The organism is Mycolicibacterium aichiense, from assembly GCF_010726245.1.
In the GTDB taxonomy this organism is placed as follows: Bacteria; Actinomycetota; Actinomycetes; order Mycobacteriales; family Mycobacteriaceae; genus Mycobacterium; species Mycobacterium aichiense.
Genome location: NZ_AP022561.1, coordinates 768,029 through 785,417 on the forward strand (window position 1 = coordinate 768,029; position 17,389 = coordinate 785,417).

Sequence of the window (17,389 nt, forward strand, 5' to 3'; positions counted from 1 at the left end):
CATCTCTCATCGCCCGGTGAAGCCGGGTGCGCGCTTGTCCCGAAATGCCGCCAGACCCTCTTTGAAATCCGATGTCCGGCAGGATAGTTCGAGGTTGAACAACTCCTGGGTCATGGCCTGGTTGAGCGTTGAATGCTGGCTGTGGTTGATGGCCTGCTTGGCCAGACCGATCGCGACCGTCGGGCCGGATGCCAGCCGGTCCAGCAGGTCGGCCACTGTGGCGTCGAGGTCGGACCCGTCGACGCTGCGGTGGATCAGGCCCCACTGCGCGGCTGTCGCGGCCTCGACCTTCTCACCGAGCAGCAGCATCTCCTTGGCGCGGGCGACACCCACCAGCCGCGGCAACAGCCACGTCGCGCCGGAGTCCGGACTGAAGCCGCGAGCCACGAACGGTTCCCAGAACACGGCATCGGCGGCCGCCACGGTGAAGTCGGCCGCCAGCGCCAGGTTGCAGCCCATGCCTGCAGCCCAGCCGCGGACCGTGCACACGACGGGCAGGTGCAATGTGTGGATGAGTTCGATCGCGCGGTGCGCGGTGTGCGGGATGCGGCGGACGAGGTCGCCGGTCCGTGGGCGCCGCCCGCCGGTGTTGGAGCCGACCCAGTCCACTCCCGCACAGAAGTCCGGCCCGGCACCGCTCAGATGCACCGCGCGCAACTCGTCGTCACTGGCGGCGGCGACCAGTGCGTTGTTCAGGGAGTCGATCATGCTGGGGCTCAGGGAATTACGGCGCCCTGGTCGATCGAGCAGGATGTGCAGCACCGCGCCGTCGCGTGATGCGGTCACTATTCCGTCGGCCGATCGGGCCTCGTCACCCACCGAAAACTCCGCCCTTCGCGACTTTACGGATAGCCCAACAGTAGTGCTATCTTGTAGAAGATAGCAAGGATGGCATGGCGAGGGGAGTCGATGGCAGCCGTTCCGCGTATTCGCCAGCCTCGCGTCGCCGAGATCGTCGCGTCGCGGCTGCGCGATGACATTCTCTCCGGCCGGCTGCGGGAAGGTGACGTCCTGCCGTCCCAGGAAAGCCTGTTCACCGAGTTCGGCGTCAGCCCGCCCGCGCTGCGCGAGGCGATCCATATCCTCGAGGTCGACGGTCTGGTGTCGGTGCGGCGGGGCAACGTAGGCGGTGCCGTGGTGCATCTGCCGTCTGCCGACCGCACCGCCCACATGATCAGCATGGTGCTGCAGTCACGGTCGTCCACGCCGGCCGACGTCAGCGGTGCGCTGATGCATCTGGAGCCGATCTGCGCGGGGATGTGTGCCGCCCGGGAAGACCGCTTGAGCGAGGTCGTTCCGTTTCTGCAGGCCGAAATCGACCGTCAGGAAGAACAATTCGAGGACACCTCGCAGTACGTTCCCAATGCACGCCGTTTCCACGAGGCGCTGGTGTCCCGATGCGGCAATGAGCCGATGATTCTGCTGATCGGATCGCTCGAGCTGATCTGGTCGGCCCACGAGTCCTCGGTGTGGAGCGACGAACCGGACCCGATGCGGCACAAGACCATGCGGGCCGCGCTTGGCGACCATCAGAAGATGCTGACCGCGATCCGCGACGGCAACGCCGATCGGGCGGTGCGGCTTGCCCAGGATCATCTGGCCGCCGCGCGCCGCAACACCCTGGCCTTCGGCCGGGACAGAACCATTGAGGCCAAGCTCATTTCGAATCCGGACTCCAGATGAGGAATCGACCATGACCGACGACGACCGCGTGCTGTTCGAGGTGGATCGCGAGACGCGCATCGCCACCATCACGCTGAACAACCCGGCCCAGCGCAACTCCTACGACGCCGCGATGCGCGAAGGAGTCGGCCGCTGCCTGGATGCCGTCGCTGAGGACGACGACATCACGGTCGTGCTGTTGCGCGGTGCCGAAGGTGTGTTCTCGACGGGTGCGAACATGAACAATGCCTACGGTTGGTACGGCGACAAGGCGGAGGAGCAGACGTCCTCCTCCGGGCGCCGCCCCAGTCAGCGTCGCCGACTCACGGTGGACCGCAAATCATTCGGCTTCTACCACAACCTGATGGGCTTTCCGAAGGTCACGGTCGGCGAGATCAGCGGGTACGCGCTCGGCGGCGGTTTCGAGATGGCGTTGATGACCGACATCTCCGTCATCGCCCGTGACACCAAGATCGGGATGCCGGCCACCCGGTTTCTCGGCCCCGCGCTCGGCAGCCTGCACATGTTCTTCCACCGGCTCGGCCCGGTGCTGGCCCGGCGGCTGTTACTGACCGGTGACACGATCACCGCCGCCGACGTCGAGCATCTCGGCGTGTTCACCGACACGTGCGACGCCGGCTCGGTGACGGCGCGGGCCCGCTACTGGGCCGAGAAGGCGGCCAAGATGCCTGCCGATGGTGTGGTCATCGCCAAGGAAGCCTTCCGGCTGGTCGAGCAGAGCCAGGTCTATCAGGGTGAGGAAGTGGCGAGCTATCTGTTCCACGCGTATGGGACGAACCTGCAATTTGCGCCGGGGGAGTTCAACTTCGTCAAGACCCGCGCCCAGGTCGGCACCAAAGAGGCGTTCCGGCTGCGTGACGAACACTTCTACGTGCCGGAGCCGTGAGCGACGGACCCCCTCCCGATACCGATACATTATCTGCTACTTTTGTAACGCCGTAGAGCTGCCGATCCCGAGGTGGAGAACATGCCCGAACCAGTCATCGTTGGTGCCGTCCGTACCGCGATCGGACGTTCGTTCAAGGGGACCCTGGTCAATACCCCACCCGACGTCTTGCTCGGAGCGGTGCTCCCCGAGGTGGTCCGCCGCGCAGGCGTCGACCCGAACGCCATCGATGACATCATCATCGCCGAATCACACTATGGCGGAGGCGATCTCGCCCGTTACGCCGCGCTCGTCGCGGGCTTCGAAAACGCACCGGGCCAGGCCGTCAACCGGCACTGCGCGGGCAGCCTGACCGCCATCGGCAACGCCTCTGCGCAGATCGGTTCCGGGATGGAGCGGGTGCTCGTCGCCGGTGGTGTGCAGTCCCTGTCGATGACGCCGCTGATGAACCAGCGCATCCCCGGCCCGGAGCTGAAGTTCGAGGAGCGCTGGCTGCCGCCGATCCACGTCGAGACCCCCGACGCACCGGCTCGCGACATGTCGATCACCGTCGGCTGGAACACCGCGCAGTCCTACGGCATCAGCCGCGAGCAACTCGACGAATGGGCCGCGCGCAGTCATCAGCGTGCCGTCGCCGCCCAGGATGCCGGCAAGTTCGCCGACGAGATCATCCCGCTGAAGGTGGAGCAGTTCGACGGCTCGGTCACCGAGTTCTCCGTCGACGAGCATCCGCGGCGTGACACCACCGTCGAGAAGCTGGCCGGTCTGAAGGTACTGCACCCGGAGATCGAGGGATTCTCGATCACCGCAGGCAACAGCAGTGGCACCAACGACGCGGCTGCCGCCGTCACCCTGACCGACCGCGACTACGCGAGCGCCAACGGGCTCGACGTCATGGCCACGGTGAAGGCGTGGGCAGCCGCGGGCGTGCCCGCGCGCGACACCGGCCTCGGTGCGGTCGCGGCGATCGGCAAGGTGCTCGCCCGGGCCGGCCTCACGCCGTCGGACATCGCGCTGTGGGAGATCAACGAGGCCTTCGCCTCGGTGCCGATCGCGGCCTGCAAGGAGTACGGCATCGACGAGGAATTGGTGAACTTCTCCGGTAGCGGGTGCAGCCTCGGCCACCCGATCGCGGCGTCCGGCGCCCGGATGATCACCACTCTGATCTACGAACTGCGCCGTCGCGGCGGCGGCATCGGTGTCGCGGCGATGTGCGCAGGCGGTGGCCAGGGCGGCGCCGTCATCGTCGAGGTCTAGCTCGCGGGGCCTAGCCCTTTCGGCGAGACTTCGGCGCGGAGGATTTTTTGCCCTCCTCGATCAGTGCGGCCGCGTGGTCGAGGATGCATTCGAGGCCGAACTCGAAGTTGCGCTCGTCGGCACCGCCGATCCGGTGTCCCTCGGCACTGACCTTCGCCAGCAGCGGCGTGCTCTCTGCGTTGCCGATGATCGAATCCTCGAGCCCGTGCGCCTGCTCGTCGGCGGCCCGGTTCTTCTCGGAAAGCCGGTGCAGCACAACCGAACCCCGGACATGCACCGACACCGCGGAGTAGGTGTCGAACGCGTCTTCCGCCGACAGGCCCGCCTCGACCAGGCTGGTGATCGCTTTTTCAACCTCTTGCTCGCCGGCCCGGACCGCGCGGGGACTCAGCGCCGAGCGGATCAGGATCAGATCGCACAGGATCGGGTTGCCCATGAACGTCTTTCGCATCGCACGCGCATGGTTGGCCAGGGTCTCGCGCCAGTCGGCGGCCTCGACATAGGGCGTGGCGAACACGTACTGGCCCAGTGCGCGGTCGGTCATCGCATTGAGCAGGTCGTCCTTCTTGCGGAAGTACCAGTAGATGCTGGTGACTCCGACGCCGAGGTGCTTGCCCAGCAGCGGCATGCTCAAGTTGTCGATCGACACCTGCTCGGCGAGTTCGAAAGCGCCCGCGATGATGTCATCGGGATTGATCGACCCACGCTCGCGCCGGGGCCGCTTGGCGGCGGTCGCTGGCTTGGCCACTGCAGGTCCACCCTTCCGTTCGAGAATCAGCGGGTGGAAACCTTACCCCGAAAGTGGTGTGTGAAGCCCCGTCCGCGCGGCGGATCCGTCGGTCTCCTCCCGTTACTGTAAAGCCTATAGTAGGTTTTACCGATACCAGCGAACCACCATTGAGGAGCCGCGGGTGTCGGACGCAGTTCTGCGGGAACGCGAAGGCCGGCTACTGGTCGTGAGGGGCAACGGGTCCGAGGCCCGCAATGCGGTGAATCTGGCAGGCCGTGGATCTCGGGCTCGATGACGCCACCGCCGTCGTGGTCGGCGGCGGGCGCGGAATGGGATTGGCCGCCGCGCGGTGTCTGGCCGACGACGGTTCGCGGATCGCCCTGATCGGCCGCACCGTGGCGGTGCTCGACGCCGCGGCCGACGAGCTGAGCGGACGGGGCAGCCCGGATGCGTTGGCTGTGGTGGCCGACACCGGCGACGACGCGCAGGTTCAGCGCGCTTTCGCTCACATCGGTGAACGCTGGGGCGGACGGCTCAACATATTGATCAATGCTGTAGGGCCAAGTGTGCAAGGCACTTTCGACCATCTGACCGACGCGCAGTGGCGCACCGCGATCGACGAGGGCGCGATGGGCATGGTGCGCTGCGTGCGCGCGGCGCTGCCCCTGCTTCGGGCCGCGGACTGGGCGCGCATCGTCAACTTCGCGGCCCAGTCCACTCAACGGCAGAGCCCGCGGCTGGCGGCCTACACCGCGGCCAAGGCGATGGTCACCAGCGTCTCGAAGAATCTGTCGCTGTCGCTGGCGCCCGACGAGATCCTGGTCAACGTTGTCTCGCCGGGCAGTATCGCGTCCGAGGCGCTCACCGGCTGGGCCGAATCCGTCGGCGTCGACGGCTCCGACCCCTATGCGCTGATGGCCGCCATCGACGAACACTTCGGCCACCCGGCACATCTGCCGCGCGCCGGGCTGCCCGACGAGATCGGGCCCGTGGTCGCCTTTTTGGCGTCGAGACGCAACTCGTACATGACCGGCGCCAACGTCAACGTCGATGGCGGAAGCGATTTCACGTAAAAGTTGCCGATCGGCGACTATCCGCATTCGCGCCCGCCGCAGGCCGCATTGCCCGACGCTGGAAAGGGTCAGATCGGGCGGGCCTACCGGCGGGTCGGCCTGCCTGAACATCAATTGCGGAAGGCAATACCGATAGGTGTACAGTATGGACGTATTCGCATGTTGGCGCGCCATTCCTGGAGGTACCCGCTAGGTGACCGACACCCACGCCGATCTCACCGCGAATCCCGATGCGGCCAAGCCGGTTCTGTACGAGGTTCTCGACAACGGGGTCGCGGTCCTGACGTTCAACCGCCCGGAGCGGATGAACGGCTGGGGTGGTGGGCTGGCCGCCGGGTTCTACGCGGGCATGGACGCCGCCGACGCCGACCCGGATGTTCGCGCGATCGTCGTCACCGGTAGCGGGCGGGCGTTCTGCGCCGGGGCGGACATGGGCGACCTGTCGTCGATCAGTTCGGCCAGCGTCGACACCGCCCGCGAAGCCGACCTGACCAAGATGGTGGGGGAGCGGCACCCGCTGTTCGTCACGACCGTGCGCAAGCCGGTCATCGCCGCGATCAACGGTGCCTGCGCCGGTATCGGGCTGACCCAGGCGCTGATGTGCGATATCCGATTCGCCGCCGCCGGGGCGAAGTTCACCACGTCGTTCGTCCGCCGCGGCCTGATCGCCGAGTACGGGATCTCGTGGATCCTGCCCAAGGTGGTCGGCTGGGGAGCGGCGCTGGATCTTCTGATGAGCGGCCGGGTGTTCTACGCCGAGGAGGCTTTCGAACTCGGCATGGTCAAAGAAGTCGTCGCACCGGACGAGTTGCTCGGCCGCGCAATCGAATACGCGCAAGACATCGCCGCCAACTGTGCGCCGAGTTCACTGGCCGTCATCAAGCGTCAGGTCTACGGCGACGCGCTGCGCGAGGCCGCCGACGCCAGCGGGCGGGCCGAGTCGCTGATGCACGAATCCATGCAACGCCCCGACTTCATCGAGGGCATCACCGCGTTCTTCGAGAAGCGCACCCCGAACTTCCCGCCCCTGACGTGAGAGGACGACACCGATGACCTTGGATTACCGGGCGATTGACGTCGACAACCACTATTACGAGCCGATCGATTCGTTCACCAGGCATCTGCCCAAGGAGTTCAAGCGCCGTGGCGTGCAGATGCTCACCGAGGGCAAGCGCACCTTCGCCGTGATGGGCGGCGTCGTCAACCAATTCATCCCCAACCCGACGTTCGACCCGATCATCGAGCCGGGCTGTCTGGACTTGTTGTTCCGTGGCGAGATACCCGACGGCGTCGACCCGGCGTCGCTGATGAAGGTCGACCGGTTGGCCGAGCACCCCGAATATCAGAACCGGGATGCGCGGGTGAAGATCCTGGACAAGCAGAATCTCGAAACCGTCTTCATGTTGCCGACGTTCGCGTGCGGGGTCGAGGAGGCGCTCAAACGCGACATCGAGGCGACGATGGCCTCGGTGCACGCCTTCAACCTGTGGCTCGACGAGGACTGGGGTTTCGACCGCCCCGATCACCGGATCCTCTCGGCACCGATCATCTCGCTGGCCGACCCGGACGCGGCGGTGGCCGAGGTCGAGTTCGTACTGAGTCGCGGCGCCAGGATCGTCTGCGTGCGGCCGGCGCCGGTGCCGGGACGGGTGAAGCCGCGCTCACTGGGAGATCCGGTGCACGATCCGGTATGGGCCCGGCTGGCCGAAGCGGGCGTGCCGGTGGTCTTCCATCTGTCCGACAGTGGCTACCTGGCGATCTCGGCGCTGTGGGGCGGCACCGGGACCTTCGAAGGCTTCGGGAAGCGGGACCCGCTCGACAACGTGCTGCTCGACGACCGCGCGATTCACGACTCGATGGCGTCGATGATCGTGCACCAGGTCTTCACCCGGCATCCCAAGCTCAAGGTGGCAAGCATCGAGAACGGCTCCTACTTCGTCTACCGGCTGATCAAGCGCCTGAAGAAGGCTGCCAACACCGCGCCCTACCACTTCACCGAGGACCCGGTCGCGCAGCTGACGAACAACGTCTGGATCGCCCCGTACTACGAGGACGACGTGTTGTTGCTGGCCGAGACGATCGGCGTCGAGAAGATCCTCTTCGGCTCGGACTGGCCGCACGGCGAAGGACTGGCTGATCCGATGAGCTTCACCGCCGACATCCCGCAGTTCCCGGAGTTCAGTGCCGAAGACACTCGGAAGGTGATGCGGGACAACGCACTAGACCTGCTCGGTGTCTCCGTGTCGTCGGCGGTCTGAGTCGTGCCCGAATGGACGATCGGCGCGGTGCTCGACGCCATCGCCGAGGTCATCCCCGACCGGCCGATGACGATCTGCGGTGAACGCACCAGCACCTTCGCCGAGTCGGCCGACCGCACGCGCCGCCTGGCGAACTTCCTGGCAGGCAGGGGATTCGGCGCGCACCGCGAACGGTCCGACCTGCAGAACTGGGAGTGCGGCCAGGACCGGGTCGCGCTGATCATGCACAACGACCTCTACCCGGACATGGTCATCGGCTGTCTCAAGGGCCGGGTCGTACCCGTCAATGTCAACCACCACTACACACCACGCGAAGTCGCCGAACTGCTCGCATACGTCCGGCCGCGCGCGGTGGTCTACCACCGCTCACTGGGCGCCAAGTTCGCCGACGTGTTGCCACCGGACAGCGCCGAGCTGCTCATCTCGATCGACGACGGCAGCGATGCCCGGGAGTTGCCTGGCGTGGTCGATCTGAATGACGCTCTGGCGCAGGGGGATCAGGACGCCGACATCACCCCGTCCCCCGATGACGTGCTGATGATCTGCACGGGCGGGACGACGGGCCGGCCGAAAGGGGTGATGTGGCGCCAAGCCGACACCTATGCCATCTCGATGAACGGCGCCGATCACGAGTCGGTCGGCGAAATCCACGACAAGCTCGGCACGCCCGGTGCGCCGTGGTTCGCCGTGTCCCCATTGATGCACGCGGCCGGGATGTGGACGGCGTTCGCCGGCGTGCTGAACGGTCAGACCGTGGTGCTCTACGACTCCCCGAAGTTCGATCCGCAACGGGTGCTGTCGAAGGCTCAGCGGCACAAGGTCGGCATGATGACGATGGTCGGCGACGCATACGCCGCCCCGCTGGTCGAGGAGCTGCGCAGGGGTGACTACGACCTGTCCTCGTTGTTCGCGTTGGCGACCGGTGGAGCGGCGACCAATCTCAAGCACCAGCAGGCACTGCTGGATCTGCTGCCCGACATCATCCTGATCAACGGATACGGATCGTCGGAGACCGGAAATGTCGGGTTCGGGCGCAGCATGCGCGGCGACCACAAGGACACCTTCGAATTGCGAGACGGCGCACTGGTTCTCGCCGAGGACTACAGCCGCTTCCTCCGCGCTGGTGAGGACCAGGTCGGTTGGGTGGCCCGCGCGGGCCGGATCCCGCTGGGTTACTTCGACGACGCCGAGGCCACCCGCAAGACATTCCCCGAGGTCGACGGAGCGCGGGTGGTGATCTCCGGTGACCGCGGCTCGCTGGCAGCGGACGGAACGCTGCGGCTGTTCGGCAGGGACTCACTGGTGGTCAACACCGGCGGGGAGAAAGTGTTCGTCGAGGAGGTCGAAGAGGTGCTGCGGGCGCACCCCGAGGTCGCCGATGCCCTGGTGGTGGGACGACCCAGCGAGCGGTGGGGTCAGGAGCTCGTCGCGCTGGTGGCGCTGCGTGCCGAGGTAGCCCACGACGCACTGCACGAGCACTGCACATCGCAGCTCGCGCGCTACAAGGCGCCGAAGGAGTTCATTGTCGTGGACCAGGTCAGGCGGCTCGGCAACGGCAAGGCCGATTATCGATGGGCCAAAGAGACTGCCAACAGCAAGGTTTCGCTGTCATGACACGCAAGGTGATAGACGGTCTGGTCAACGTCCACTTCGGTGAGGTCGAGCAGCAGCCGGGCTGGATGCTCAAGGTCCGCGACGACTATTTCAAGGGACCGCAGTCGATGTTCGCTCCGGTGGACATGGCCGAGCTGCTCGACGAGATGGATACCCAGGGTGTGCAGAAGGCCGTCCTGATGGACAACATCGTCAAGCCCTCCGTCACCGCGCGGAAGTTCGCCGAAACGCGCCCGGACCGGTTCGCACTGGCGATGGGGGGTCTCAACCTGCTCAGGCCGATGCCCACCTTGCGGGAGCTGACCGCGGTCGTCGCCGACCTGCCTGTTGTGTATGCCGCTGTGGGGCCGAGCTTCTGGGGTGACGCGCAGTATCCGCCCAGCGACGCCGTCTACTACCCGCTGTACACCAAGTGCGCGGAGCTGGAGTTGCCGCTGTGTCTGAACACCGGGCTGCCCGGCCCGCCGATTCCCGGTGAGGTGCAGAATCCGATCCATCTGGACCGGGTGTGCGTGCGGTTCCCGGAACTGCGGCTGTGCATGATCCACGGCGCCGACCCCTGGTGGGATGTCGCAATCCGGTTGATGATCAAGTACGAGAACCTGCGGATGATGACGTCCGCGTGGTCACCGAAACGATTGCCGGACAGCCTGCTTCATTACATGCGCACCCGCGGACCGAACAAGGTGATGTTCGGCTCCGACTGGCCGGTGCTCAGAATGCACCGCGTGGTACCGGAAGCCGAGGCGCTGGAGTTGCCGCCGGAAGTCCTCGACAACTATCTGTACAACAACGCCAACGATTTCTTCTTCAGGGAGCGCTGAATGGACCGCTACGAACTGCGCAGGCTCGACTACAGCCTCTCCGAGGACCACACCGATCTGCAGACCGCCTACCGGCAGTTCTTCAAAACCCACAGCACGATCGAGACCGTGCGGGCCGCCGAGGCCACCGGCTTCGACAAGAGTCTGTGGGAACGGTTGTGCGCCATGGGCGCAACGACCATGGCCGTCCCGGAGTCGGCCGGTGGCGACGGCGCCACGCTGGTGGACCTGACGTTGGTGGCCGAGGAGCTCGGGCGATACATCGCGCCGGTGCCGTGGATCGACCACGTCTGCGCTGCCCGTCTGCTGGCCGGTTTGGGTGCGCTCACCGATGAGGTGATGAGCGGCAACCAGATCGTCGGCCTGGACCCCTCGCTGGACAGTGCCTCGGGGGTGCGGCTCATCCCGACCGGGTCGATCGCCGACCACATCATCATCCGGGACGGCGCACAAGGTGAAGACGTCGTTCTCCTCTCGTTCGGCACGCGTCCGGTCAAGGTCGACAACATCGGCAGGCTCCCGATGGCCTGGGTCGACCCGGCGGCCGCCGACAGCCGCACGGTGCTGGGCAGCGGGCCGGATGCGCTCGCCGAATATGCTCGGGCGCTGGATGAATGGCGGCTGCTGACCGCGTCAGCACTTGTCGGCTTGGTCGAGGAGACCATGACGATCGCTGCCGAGTTCGCCAAGTCCCGCTACACGCTCGGCGTACCCATCGCCACGCTGCAGGCCATCTCGCATCCGTTGGCCAACATGGTGATCACTGTCGAAGGTGGACGCAACCTGGCGCGGCGCGCTGCGTGGTTCCTCGACAACGAGCCGCTCGCGCGTGCCGAGCTGGCGCCGTCGGCGTTCGTGTTCATGGCCGAAGAGGCGTCCAAGGCGGCGACGATGGCCGTGCACATCCAAGGTGGCCTCGGGGTGTCGTCGGAGGCTGCCGCGACGGCCTACCTGGTGCGGGCCAGAGGCTGGCCGCTGGCCGGCGGTGATCCCGGCGCGAGCGCCAAGCAGATCGGGCGCATCCTGGCAGACCGCGAAACAGTCCAGGACTGACATGGATTTCTCACGCGTAGAGCTGACCGACGAGGACCAGCGGTTCCTCGACGAGGTCCGCCACTTCCTGACGACGCACATCACCGACGAGGTGATCCGGCACGACCGGGAGACCGGCGACAACTTCCACGAGGGTGTCCACCTGGCGCTCGGTGCGGCCGGCTACCTCGAGGCCGAGTGGAAGCCGGAATCCGAGGGTGGGTTCACCCGGGTTCGTAGGCGGATCTGGGAGCTGGAGAAGCGACGGTTTCACGTCCCGTGGGTCACCTGGGGGACCACGGCGATGGTGGCGCGCTCGGTGGACACCTTCGGTTCCGAGGAACTCAAAGCCGAGGTGCTCCCCGGGGTTCTCAGCGGGCACGTCCGGCTGTGTCTCGGCTATACCGAGCCCGAGGGCGGCTCGGATGTCGCCACCTGCAAAACCCGCGCCGTGAAGGATGGATCAACGTGGGTGATTAATGGCTCCAAGATGTTCACCACCGGGGCGCACAACTGTCAATACGTCTTCCTGATCACCAACACCGATCCAGATGCGCAGAAGCACAAGAGTCTCACCATGTTTCTCGTCCCATTGCACCTGCCCGGCATCGAGATCCAGGGTCTGCGCACCGTCGACGGTGACCGGACGAACATCGTGTATTACAGCGATGTCCGCGTCGACGACAAGTATCGGCTCGGCGAGGTCAACGGTGGCTGGACCGTCTTACGTGAACCGCTCAACGTCGAGCACGGTGCGGTGGCCGCCGCTGCCGACGGGCTGGCCGATGTGTCGATCATGATGCACCAGGCCAACTTCATGGCCACCGCGGTCGACAAGGTCGCCGCCGCCGTCGGCCGGTCCGGTCCGAACGGTCGGCGTGCGGTCGATGACGGTGCGGTGTCGTACCGACTGGGGCGTAGCGCGGCCCGGATGGAGGCCGCCCTGAGTTCGCCGAGTCTCTACGGCCGGGTGGCGATCGCCCAGGCGATGCGGGATATCTCCCCTGACCTGATGGACATTCTCGGCGCTGCGGCAACGCTTCCGGTGGACACGGACGGCGCTGCCGACGACGGGGCGTCGGAGTACATGTACCGATTCGCGCCGTTGTCCGGGATCTATGGCGGCACACTGGAGGTCTTCCGCAACATGATCGGCCAATACGTGCTGGGGCTGGGCAAGCCCGCGTACGCACCTCAACCCAAGAAGGTGTCATGACCGGCGCCCAGCGGCGCGACGTACCGATCTTCGACGCCGATCAGCACATGTACGAGACACCCGAGGCGCTCACCCGGTACCTCCCTGAGCGCTATCGCTATGCGGTGCAGTACGCGCAGATGGGCAAGCAGACCAGGCTGGTGATCAACTCTCGCGTCAGCGACTTCATCCCGAACCCGACGTTCGAACGGGTCGCCGCCCCCGGTGCGCACGAGAAGTTCTTCGCAGGCGAGAACGCCGAAGGCCTGACGCTGCGCGAAATGCAAGGTCCCGCAATCGAAGCGCCGGCCGCCACCAGAAACCCGGTGGACCGGATCGCCGAGCTCGACCGCCAGGGTGTCGTTGAGGCGCTGAACTATCCGACGCTGGCCAGCCTCGTCGAGCACTCGTCGGCCGACGATCCGGAGCTCACACTGGCGATCATCCACGCCCTCAATCAATGGATGGCCGAGCACTGGTCCTACGTCTACGACGACCGGCTGTTCTCCACCCCGATCATCAACCTGTCCGAAGTCGACGGTGCGCAAGCCGAACTCGACTACATCCTGTCCCAAGGCGCCAGGGTGGCGCTGATCAAACCGGGCCCGGTCCGTGGCGTGCACGGCTGGCGCTCGCCGGCTCTGCCGGAATTCGATCCGTTCTGGCGCGATGTCGAAGCCGCCGGCCTACCCATCGTGTTGCACGCCAGCTATCCGCCGCTCGACTCGTACGTCAACACGTGGGAGCCGCCACGCACCCAGAACTTCATGGCGATGAGCGCATTCCGGTGGATGGTGCTGGGCCACCGCGAAATCGCCGACATGATCACCAGTCTGATCTGCCACGGCACTCTGACGCGATTCCCACGACTGCGGATCGCCAGCGTCGAGAACGGCAGCTCATGGATAGGCCAGCTCTTCAACGACTTCGACGAGCTGTACAAGAAGATGCCGCAGAACTTCCCCGAGCACCCGCACGAGGTGTTCCGGCGCAACATCTGGGTCAGCCCGTTCTGGGAGGGCAGCGTCTCTGATGTGGTGAACACCGTCGGCTGGGACAAGGTGCTGTTCGGGTCGGACTATCCGCACCCGGAGGGGCTGGCCGAACCGCGCGGATTCTGGAAGTACGCCGAAGGCATGGACGAACGCCGAACCTACGACTTCATGGGCGACAACGCCCGCCGGTTCATGGGGCTGCCGCTGGCCAACCCCGACCCCGCCGCGCTCAAGCCACCGGAATTTGCGGTGCCGTCCTAGCGAAGGAACTGTCATGGATTTCACCGAAGTCGAGCTGAGCGCCGACGACGCGGCCTTCCAGCGCGACCTGCGTGCGTTTCTGGGCGGTCTGGTGACCGCGGAGGTGCGTCTGCGGGACCGGCAGACTGGTGACAACTTCGACGAGGGGGTGCACCTGGCCCTCGGTGCCAGGGGCTTCCTCGAAAAGGAATACAGGACGGGATCGGATGGCGGCTTCACCCGCATTCAACGCCGCATCTGGGATCTCGAGCGTCGCCGGGCGCATGTGCCGTGGGTGACATGGGGGACCACCGTGATGGTGGCCAAGGCGGTCGCCGCGTTCGGCAAGCCCGAGCTGGTTGACGAGGTGCTGCCGCGGGTCTTCGACGGCACGGCACGAATGTGTCTGGGTTACACCGAGCCTGAGGGTGGTTCGGACGTGGCCACCTGCAAGACCCGCGCCGTACGGGACGGCGACCAGTGGGTGATCAACGGTTCGAAGATGTTCACCACGGGCGCACACAACTGCCGATACGTGTTCCTGCTGACCAATTCCGACCCCGATGCGCCGAAACACAAGAGCCTGAGCATGTTTCTGGTGCCGCTGGACACCCCGGGTATCGAGATCCAGGGCATCCGTACCGTCGACGGCGACCGCACGAACATCGTGTACTACACCGACGTGCGGGTCGACGAGAAGTATCTGCTCGGCGAGGCCAACAACGGCTGGACGGTGCTGCGCGGACCGCTCGACGCCGAGCACGGGGCCGCGCCGACGGAAGCAGACGGGCTCTCCGACGTGTCGATCATGGCGCACCAGGCCGGGGTGATGGCCGCTGCCGTCGATGCCGTCGCCGCCTTGGTCGGGCACGCCGACGCCGCCGGACGACGGATGGTGGACGACGGCGCCGTCGCCTACCGGCTCGGCCGCAGTGCGGCGCGGCTCGAGGCATCCCTTTCCACGCCAAGCATTTTCGGGCGGGTGGCGCAAGCCCAGACGATGCGCGACATCGCGCCGGACCTGATGGATCTCGCCGGTGCCGCCTCGGTATTGCCGGTGGACACCGATGGGGCGGCCGACAATGGGGCATCCGAATACGCTTTCCGGTTCGCGCCGCTGTTCGGGATCTACGGCGGCACACTCGAGGTGTTCCGCAACATGATCGCCCAGCACGTGCTCGGGCTCGGCAAGCCCAACTATTCGCCGCCACGATGACGACGACATCGGTTGTCTTCGACCCGTTCTCGGAAGACTTCTTCGTCAGCCCGTACGAGACGTATCGCCGGATGCGCGACGACGCCCCGGTCTACTACAGCCAGGAATACGACTTTTATGCGCTGACCCGACACGATGACGTCGCCGCGGCGTTCAAGGATTACGAGACCTATTCGTCGGCATACGGTGTCGATCTCGGCCAGGTCCGCAAGGGCGAGGTGACCAAGCACGGCTCGATCATCGCGATGGATCCGCCCGCCCACCGGCGGATGCGCAGCCTGCTCAACAAGGTCTTCACCCCTCGGGCGATCGAAGCGCAGCGAGCCCTGGTCACCGAATTGGTCGACAAACATCTCGCTGCCGTCGACCCGGCCGGGTTCGACGTCGTCCAGGACTTCTCGGCGCTGTTCCCGGTCGACGTCATGACCACCATGCAGGGTGTGCCCGCTGAGGACCGTCAGCAGATCCGGCTCTGGATCGACGAACTGCTGCACCGCGAGAGCGGTGATGTCGAGATGACCGAGGCCGGTCAGAAGGCCGCCGTCGACATGGCGGTCTACTACTTCCGGCTGATCAAGAAGCGCCGTGACGGTCTCGGCGACGACCTGCTGAGCAAGCTGATCTGCGCCGAGATCGAACGCGACGACGGCCGGATGGAACCACTGGACAATATCGAGATCACCGAATTCGCAACGCTGTTGGGTGGTGCGGGCGCCGAGACCGTGACGAAGCTGATCGGCAACGCCGCGGTGGTCTTCGCGCAGAACCCCGACCAGTGGGAGCTGCTACGGCGAGACCGCAGCAAGATCCCGCTCGCCGTCGAGGAGCTCCTTCGCTACGAGGCCCCGGCCCAATACAACGTGCGCTGCTCGCTGCGCGAGGTCACCCTGCACGGTGTCACCATTCCGGCCGGCAAGCCGGTGTTCCTGGTCGGCGGATCAGCCAACCGTGACCCGCGGGCGTGGACCGACCCCGACCGATTCCATATCGACCGGGACCGTACCCAAGCGCAGAATCTCGGGCTGGGCTACGGAATCCACAGCTGCCTGGGCGCGGCCCTGGCCCGGCTGGAAAGCGCCATCGCGCTGGACAAGATGCTGGACTTCATGCCCCGGTTCGAGGTGGACTTCGACGGCTGCAAGCGGGTCAACATGCAGAACGTCGCGGGTTGGAGCACCGTGCCGGTGAGGGTGCTGAGCTGACTAGACGATTCCGTCGCGGCGCAGAACCGCGATCTCAGCTGTGCTGTAACCGATTTCGGCCAACACCTCATCGGTGTGCTCACCGAGCAAGGGAGCGCGTCGCCGGATGGAGCCGGGCGTGGCCGACAGGCGAAACGGTGTCTCGATGAGCGGCACGGGTCGCGATGCGCCGGGAAACGGCACCCGCTTGAGATATCCCATGGCTTCCACGTGCGGGTCGTCGAGAACGTCCTGCGGGGAATTTACCGGAGCAGCAGGAAGTTTCGCCGATTCCAAGTCGGCGATCACCTCGGCTTTGGTCTTGCCCGCACACCACTGCTGCATCAGATCGTTGAGGACATCGCCGTTCTGCCAGCGTGAATCGTCGTCGGCGAAGCGTGGATCGTCGAGCAGATCCTCCCGCCCGATCAGCCGGCACCACCGCTTGAACATCGGCTGGCCGGCGATCTGGAGCAGGACCCAGCCGTCGGCGACTTCGTACAGGTCGCACGGCGCGACCGAGGTGCCGCGGTTGGCCGCCCTCGGCTTGTCGACCCCGAGCAGCTCGCGCTCGATGAGGAAGGCGTTGGACAGCATCAATGCCGTTGGCAGTAAAGCACCTTCGACGTGCTGGCCCTGCCCGGTCTGGAGTCGATGATACAGAGCCATCATCACGCCGATGGTCAGCGTGAGCGCCGTCCCGAAGTCGGCCTGCGGGACCACCGTGCGGATCGGGAGTTCCGGTAGACCCTGGCGGTAGACGGCGCCGGACATCACCTGCCCGGCCCCGTCGAATCCGATCCGGTCGCTGTAGGGGCCACCCTCGCCGTAGGCGGTGGCGCTGGCCAGGATGATGTCGGGTTTCACCGCGCGCAGCGACTCGTAGTCGAGCCCGCTGGCCCGCATCCCGGCGGCCGGCATGTTGGCGATCACGATGTCGGAGCGGGCCACCAACCTGCGGGTGATGTCGGCGCCTCGCGGCGTCGTCGAATCGAGGGTCAGGGAGCGCTTGTTGCGGTTGCACTGCAGGAAGGTGCCGCCCTCACCGCCGCTCGTGACCGACTGCACCCAACGGTCTTCGCCGCCTTCGCGCTTCTCGATGCGCAGGACGTCGGCCCCCATATCGGAGAGGAGCGCACTGCACCAGGGCGCGGCGATGAACCGGCCGTAGTCCAGGACCCGCACCCCGTCGAGAACGCCCATGT

At 66.0% G+C, this 17,389-nt stretch carries 16 protein-coding genes and 1 pseudogene; 14 read left to right on the forward strand and 3 right to left on the reverse strand.

All coding sequences use genetic code 11. The features are described 5' to 3' along the window. Window positions 1-6 precede the first annotated feature (6 nt). Entirely contained in the window at window positions 7-819 is an 813-nt protein-coding gene (locus tag G6N32_RS03740) for an enoyl-CoA hydratase/isomerase family protein (RefSeq protein ID WP_115317310.1), read from the reverse strand. A 90-nt stretch (window positions 820-909) separates the two neighbouring features. Between G6N32_RS03740 and G6N32_RS03745 the strand changes: the two genes are divergently transcribed. From G6N32_RS03745 to G6N32_RS03755, 3 genes are all read left to right on the forward strand, one after another. After that, window positions 910-1,683, forward strand: a complete 774-nt coding sequence (locus G6N32_RS03745; RefSeq protein ID WP_115317309.1) for a FadR/GntR family transcriptional regulator — start codon at window positions 910-912, stop codon at window positions 1,681-1,683. Between the two features lie 10 nt (window positions 1,684-1,693). Beyond that, window positions 1,694-2,569, forward strand: a complete 876-nt coding sequence (locus G6N32_RS03750) for an enoyl-CoA hydratase/isomerase family protein (RefSeq protein WP_115317308.1) — start codon at window positions 1,694-1,696, stop codon at window positions 2,567-2,569. An 81-nt stretch (window positions 2,570-2,650) separates the two neighbouring features. Continuing rightward, window positions 2,651-3,826, forward strand: coding sequence for a thiolase family protein (locus G6N32_RS03755; protein ID WP_115318849.1), 1,176 nt, complete (start codon window positions 2,651-2,653; stop codon window positions 3,824-3,826). Between the two features lie 10 nt (window positions 3,827-3,836). On the opposite strand, the gene G6N32_RS03760 is transcribed toward G6N32_RS03755, so the two are convergent. Further along, window positions 3,837-4,574 carry a TetR/AcrR family transcriptional regulator gene (locus G6N32_RS03760; protein ID WP_115317307.1) on the reverse strand — a complete coding sequence of 246 codons (738 nt, stop codon included), beginning with the start codon at window positions 4,572-4,574 and terminating at the stop codon, window positions 3,837-3,839. A 257-nt stretch (window positions 4,575-4,831) separates the two neighbouring features. On the opposite strand from G6N32_RS03760, the gene G6N32_RS03765 reads away from it, so the two are divergent. The 11 genes and pseudogenes from G6N32_RS03765 to G6N32_RS03810 all read left to right on the forward strand — a co-directional run bounded on the left by G6N32_RS03765 (window position 4,832) and on the right by G6N32_RS03810 (window position 16,205). Continuing rightward, window positions 4,832-5,629, forward strand: coding sequence for an SDR family NAD(P)-dependent oxidoreductase (locus G6N32_RS03765; protein WP_115317306.1), 798 nt, complete (start codon window positions 4,832-4,834; stop codon window positions 5,627-5,629). 3 nt (window positions 5,630-5,632) lie between these two features. Next, window positions 5,633-5,731: pseudogene (locus G6N32_RS28725) on the forward strand (dihydrodipicolinate synthase family protein); the annotation flags it as partial. A 91-nt stretch (window positions 5,732-5,822) separates the two neighbouring features. Further along, window positions 5,823-6,665, forward strand: coding sequence for an enoyl-CoA hydratase (locus G6N32_RS03770; protein WP_115317305.1), 843 nt, complete (start codon window positions 5,823-5,825; stop codon window positions 6,663-6,665). A gap of 13 nt (window positions 6,666-6,678) precedes the next feature. Beyond that, on the forward strand, window positions 6,679-7,887 hold the full coding sequence (locus G6N32_RS03775; RefSeq protein ID WP_115317304.1) for an amidohydrolase family protein: 1,209 nt from the start codon (window positions 6,679-6,681) through the stop codon (window positions 7,885-7,887). Between the two features lie 3 nt (window positions 7,888-7,890). After that, window positions 7,891-9,501, forward strand: coding sequence for an acyl-CoA synthetase (locus G6N32_RS03780; RefSeq protein ID WP_115317303.1), 1,611 nt, complete (start codon window positions 7,891-7,893; stop codon window positions 9,499-9,501). Continuing rightward, window positions 9,498-10,325 (forward strand): amidohydrolase family protein, encoded by an 828-nt coding sequence (locus G6N32_RS03785; protein ID WP_115317302.1) that lies wholly within the window; start codon window positions 9,498-9,500, stop codon window positions 10,323-10,325. The genes G6N32_RS03780 and G6N32_RS03785 overlap by 4 nt, the downstream gene beginning before the upstream one ends. Then, a complete protein-coding gene (locus G6N32_RS03790) occupies window positions 10,326-11,378 on the forward strand; it encodes an acyl-CoA dehydrogenase family protein (RefSeq protein WP_115317301.1) in 1,053 nt (350 codons plus the stop codon). A 1-nt stretch (window position 11,379) separates the two neighbouring features. Further along, the gene (locus G6N32_RS03795; protein ID WP_115317300.1) at window positions 11,380-12,573 is read left to right on the forward strand and encodes an acyl-CoA dehydrogenase family protein; all 1,194 of its coding nucleotides are present in this window, start codon (window positions 11,380-11,382) and stop codon (window positions 12,571-12,573) included. Then, entirely contained in the window at window positions 12,570-13,808 is a 1,239-nt protein-coding gene (locus G6N32_RS03800; protein ID WP_115317299.1) for an amidohydrolase family protein, read from the forward strand. Before G6N32_RS03795 ends, G6N32_RS03800 begins: the two co-directional genes overlap by 4 nt. 13 nt (window positions 13,809-13,821) lie before the next feature. Further along, on the forward strand, window positions 13,822-15,003 hold the full coding sequence (locus tag G6N32_RS03805) for an acyl-CoA dehydrogenase family protein (RefSeq protein ID WP_115317298.1): 1,182 nt from the start codon (window positions 13,822-13,824) through the stop codon (window positions 15,001-15,003). Then, window positions 15,000-16,205 (forward strand): cytochrome P450, encoded by a 1,206-nt coding sequence (locus G6N32_RS03810; RefSeq protein ID WP_115317297.1) that lies wholly within the window; start codon window positions 15,000-15,002, stop codon window positions 16,203-16,205. Before G6N32_RS03805 ends, G6N32_RS03810 begins: the two co-directional genes overlap by 4 nt. Here the strand turns inward: G6N32_RS03810 and G6N32_RS03815 are convergent, their stop codons facing one another. After that, window positions 16,206-17,387: a CaiB/BaiF CoA transferase family protein gene (locus tag G6N32_RS03815; protein WP_115317296.1), complete on the reverse strand. Its 1,182-nt coding sequence runs from the start codon at window positions 17,385-17,387 to the stop codon at window positions 16,206-16,208. Window positions 17,388-17,389 lie beyond the last annotated feature (2 nt).